The sequence below is a fragment of the Bradyrhizobium sp. SHOUNA76 genome (assembly GCF_023006445.1).
Taxonomy (GTDB): Bacteria; Pseudomonadota; Alphaproteobacteria; order Rhizobiales; family Xanthobacteraceae; genus Bradyrhizobium.
This window is the reverse complement of the sequence record NZ_JALBHA010000543.1, coordinates 1-4,058: the sequence shown is the minus strand read 5'-3', so window position 1 is coordinate 4,058 and position 4,058 is coordinate 1. Positions and strand designations below refer to the sequence as shown.

The window sequence follows — 4,058 nt, the reverse complement described above, 5'->3', positions numbered from 1 at the left end:
GGCGTCTGCTTGGCCGGCCAATCGGCTGCGACCTTGTCCGGCAGGATGCGAAGACCGCTGCGGCTCGTCTGCGCCTCTGCCGTGGCCGCGAAGGTGAGGGCTCGCGAGCGATAGGTGCGCGACCACGCATCGGCTACAAGCGCGAGCGACACCTCGTCGATGCCAGGCGTCAGCGCGATTCCGAGTTGCTCGCGGTTCCAGAATGCGAGCGTGTTGGCGATCGCCGTCAGCGCGAAGGGGCGTGTGAACTGGAACGCCTCGCTGCGATGGCGCGCATCCCACTGCGCAAGACCGATCTCGCGGGCAACCGCCTCCGCCTTGGCGCGGCCGGCGATGGCCTCGACCAGGGTCAGGGCCATCGGCATGGACGCGGTGATGCCGGTCGTTGTCGCGACGCTACGGTCGACCACCAGCCTGCGGTCCGCGACATAGCGGATCGCGGCATGCTTTTGCAGATCGCGCACGGAATACCAGTGCGTGGTGGCCTGCCGGCCGTCGAGCAGCCCGGTGTTGGCAACGACCTTGGCGCCGACGCAGACGCCGATGACGATCGCGCCCTTGCCGGCCTGGCTCTTGATCCACTGCAAGGCCAGCTCATCGTCCTCTCGGCTCATCGCTGGCACGATGACGTAATCGGCGCCGTCGGGATGCTCGGCATCGAACTCGGCGATGGTCGCGTGCGGCTGCACTTTCAGCGCGGGATAGAGTGCGACGGGTCCAGGCTGCGTCGCCAATGTGAGGACGTCGGCGACATCGGCGCGCGCGAGGATGCCGTATGGCATGAGATAATCGGTGGTCTCGCTCATGTCGTTGATGCCGACGATGGCGATCAGGGGACGCTTGCGTTTTGGCGGCTTCAGCGCCGCAAGGCTCGCCGCGGTCTCGTCTTTGGAGATCGCAGGGGCGGTTCCCCGAGCCGGCGATCCCGGCAGCAGGAACAACCAGGTTCCGCCGATCGCCGCCAGCAATGCCACGCAGCCGACGCCGCATAACGCCAGAATGCGCCATACCATGATGATGTCACCCGATCCTCGTTGCTTCACGCGAGGCGGAAGCTAACGCTTGGCAACGACATCAGGAATGACGCAGATCCGGCAAAAACGGTCATTCGCGCGCGTTGATGTGTCACGCGGCGAACTCGTCTCGCGCGATGCTGCGCGCGGGCGGCGGAGATTATCTCAGCCCCTCATACACCATCAGCCCGCGTGCGATCTGCAATTTGCGGATCGCGCGCGGCAAGAGCTTCTCCGGCTGGTGCAAATAGCGCCAGGAGGTGAGGGTGAAGGCTGAAAGCGCGCCGCACTCATCGTCGAACGGCGCGAGCACGCCCGTCACGCTCACCGGCGTATGCGGGCGGGCGTTGAACGGCAGCAGCAACAGCTCGAGATAGGCCTTGCTGCCGTCCTCGCGCGCGGCCGTGACGCCGGCGATCGCGCCTAACGCTTCGTCGGCGACGATGGTCGTGATCTCCTCGACCTCGCTGCGGCTTGCATCATCGAACAGCGCCGCAAAGCTCTGGTCCTTGAGGTCACACCCCGCCAGCGCGCAGACCCGCGTGCCGGCGACGCGGAACGGGAAGCCGAGGTTCGGCTCGCAGGACAGCACGAAGATGTCGCCGAGCAGGCCGCGCACCGCGGCCGGATCGATGTCGGCCCTGTCGGGGGCCCGTGCAGTGCCGCGCTTCTGGTCCCAATACGCGAAGAACGCGCGGCTCGACGGATGTTTCATGTCTGAACGCTTACCCCGGGGTGCAACCTCGAAGGGACAGACCTGTCCCACTTCAGTGCACCCGCGATCCCTTGTGTTGTTGTGCAGGAGGGGATTTGCAGCGTCCATGCCGCAGGCGCGTTTTTACCTCCCTTAAGGCCGTCTTTGCGTCGTTAACGTTAAGTTAACTATGCGCTTTGCACCTCGCGCCCCGCTGCTATGGTGGCCGCAGTCGCAAGCCTCGCCGCTTTCATCCAGGTTCTCGGCGGGGCCTGTACACAGGGCGTCAAACAGTTTGGTCACGGGCCGCGGGGAGGGGTGGGGATACACCTTCATTCCTCCGGTACCGGAAAGGCCGACACGGACAGGCAGGGCTTTCCCAGGGCCCTGCCTTTTCCTTTTTCAGGCACAAGCTCTCGTGCCCCGGACGCAACGCAGCACTTCCTTGACGATGCGGAGCATCGTCCAATCGTGATGCGCTGCAGAGCCGGGGGCCCACGCAGCAGCAAGTATCTGGCACGTCTGGGTCCCGGCTCTGCGACGCGTCACTTCGTGCCGCGCCTTGTCCGGGACAGGAGACCTTGTCGGCCGGCTCTCGTGCCCCGCACGCGGCGCAGCACTTCCTTGGCGATGCGAAGCATCGTCCAATCATGATGCGCCGCAGAGCCGGGGCCTGGCTCCCTATCCGGACCAAACGAAACATCCCGCTCCCTTTTCGTTTTGTGCACTTGCGCAAGGCTGGCAAAGGCGACTATCTGCAAGCCTGTTGCCCCGGTCGCGCTGAAAGCGAAGCTGCCTTGGATTCCTCTCAAGATTTTCCGCCGCAAGGACCTCGGCAAAATCCTCAAGCGGAGGTGCCGGCGGTCATCGAGGAGGCTCCGCGCGAGCCGGTCCTGACGCTGCCCACGGCGCTGACCGCCTATATCGTCCTCCTGGCTGTGATCCATCTGCGGGTGCTGCTGCCGCCGGAGATCGAGAACTGGACCATCGACGTCTTCGGCTTCATCCCGAAGCGCTACGATTCTTCGCTGCTCAATCTGGAGATTCCCGGCGGCACCGGCGCCAAGGTCTGGACCTTCGTCACCTATTCGCTGCTGCACGCCAATCTGACCCATCTCGGCTTCAACGTGCTGTGGCTGCTGCCGTTCGGCAGCGCGCTGGCGCGGCGCTTTGGCGCGATCAGGTTCTTCCTGTTTCTCGCGGTGACGGCGGCGGCCGGCGCGCTCGCCCATCTCGTCACCCATGAGCACGCGGTGGCGCCGATGATCGGCGCCTCGGCCTCGGTGTCCGGCGCAATGGCAGCTGCAATCCGCTTCGCCTTCGTCCGCGGCAGCTTCCTGTCGTTCAACCGTTCGGACGCCGATACCGCTGCGAAGGTTCCGGCACTGCCGCTGTCGCGCGCGCTGCGCGACGGACGGGTGGTCGGCTTCCTGGCGGTGTGGTTCGGCGTCAACATCATCTTCGGCGTCGGCGCGATTGGGGTGGATTCCGAGACTACGAGCGTCGCCTGGCAGGCGCATATCGGCGGCTTCTTTGCCGGCCTGTTGCTGTTCACCCTGTTCGATCCCGTGCCGCGCGTGCGAAGCGATGCTGCGGATGCGTCATCACAGGACGTTTCAGACCGTATTTGAAGCGGCGCTTGCGGCCCGGCCCGAATTCATCCATCATTTGCGTGAAGAATGTTCCGAAGCGACAAGCCTATAGAGGCCGCGCTTCGTAAAGCGCACGAGCGTGAAACCGGCGCTGAAACTGTTAGTTGAAGACTCGACGAACAAGTCCGGACCCGCCCGAAGGCGGACGGATCCGATTCAGGGAGGCGACAATGACGGTACGTTCCATTCTCAATACCAAGGGCCACCAGATCATGAGCGTCGAGCCCGACGCGAAGCTGGCTGCCGCGGTCAAGCTGCTGGCCGACAAGAAGATCGGCGCGGTGCTGGTGATGAACCAGAGCCGGCTCGAAGGCATCCTGTCGGAGCGCGACATCGTCCGCGTGCTCGGCGAGCGCGGCGCCGGCGTGCTGGAGGAGCCGGTCGCTCAGGTCATGACCCGCAAGGTCGTGACCTGCAAGGAGACCGACACGGTCGCCGAACTGATGGAGACGATGACCACCGGCAAGTTCCGCCATCTGCCCGTGATCGACAACGGCAAGGTGGTCGGGCTGATCTCGATCGGCGACATCGTCAAGCGCCGGGTGCAGGAATACGAGTCCGAGCAGGAAGCCCTGCGCGACTACATCAAGACGGCCTGACGGGCACCCGCCTCACTCGTCCGCTTTAGGCGCGTGACCCGCGGGCGCCGGCGCGAGCACCTCGATCGCCTCCTGGATCGACGCCAGCGCGCGCTCGGTG

At 65.1% G+C, this 4,058-nt stretch carries 4 protein-coding genes; 2 read left to right on the top strand and 2 right to left on the bottom strand.

Going from position 1 to position 4,058, the window contains the following annotated elements:
• Together MOV74_RS32875 and MOV74_RS32870 are read right to left on the bottom strand one after the other, a co-directional pair.
• Positions 1-1,013 (bottom strand): DJ-1/PfpI family protein (locus tag MOV74_RS32875; protein ID WP_246931155.1); only part of this gene is annotated, 1,013 nt, incomplete at its 3' end.
• 160 nt (positions 1,014-1,173) lie between these two features.
• Positions 1,174-1,728, bottom strand: coding sequence for a PAS domain-containing protein (locus MOV74_RS32870; RefSeq protein WP_246931153.1), 555 nt, complete (start codon positions 1,726-1,728; stop codon positions 1,174-1,176).
• 833 nt (positions 1,729-2,561) lie between these two features.
• Here MOV74_RS32870 and MOV74_RS32865 point away from each other — a divergent pair.
• Both MOV74_RS32865 and MOV74_RS32860 read left to right on the top strand, forming a co-directional pair.
• Entirely contained in the window at positions 2,562-3,338 is a 777-nt protein-coding gene (locus tag MOV74_RS32865) for a rhomboid family intramembrane serine protease (RefSeq protein ID WP_246931151.1), read from the top strand.
• Between the two features lie 191 nt (positions 3,339-3,529).
• Positions 3,530-3,958 (top strand): CBS domain-containing protein, encoded by a 429-nt coding sequence (locus MOV74_RS32860; RefSeq protein WP_246931150.1) that lies wholly within the window; start codon positions 3,530-3,532, stop codon positions 3,956-3,958.
• The last annotated feature ends 100 nt before the right edge of the window (positions 3,959-4,058 follow it).

Coding starts and splice junctions, on each gene's coding strand:
- MOV74_RS32870 (WP_246931153.1), bottom strand. CDS start 1,728: ATGAAACATCCGTCGAGCCGCGCGTTCTTCGCGTATTGGGACCAGAAG.
- MOV74_RS32860 (WP_246931150.1), top strand. CDS start 3,530: ATGACGGTACGTTCCATTCTCAATACCAAGGGCCACCAGATCATGAGC.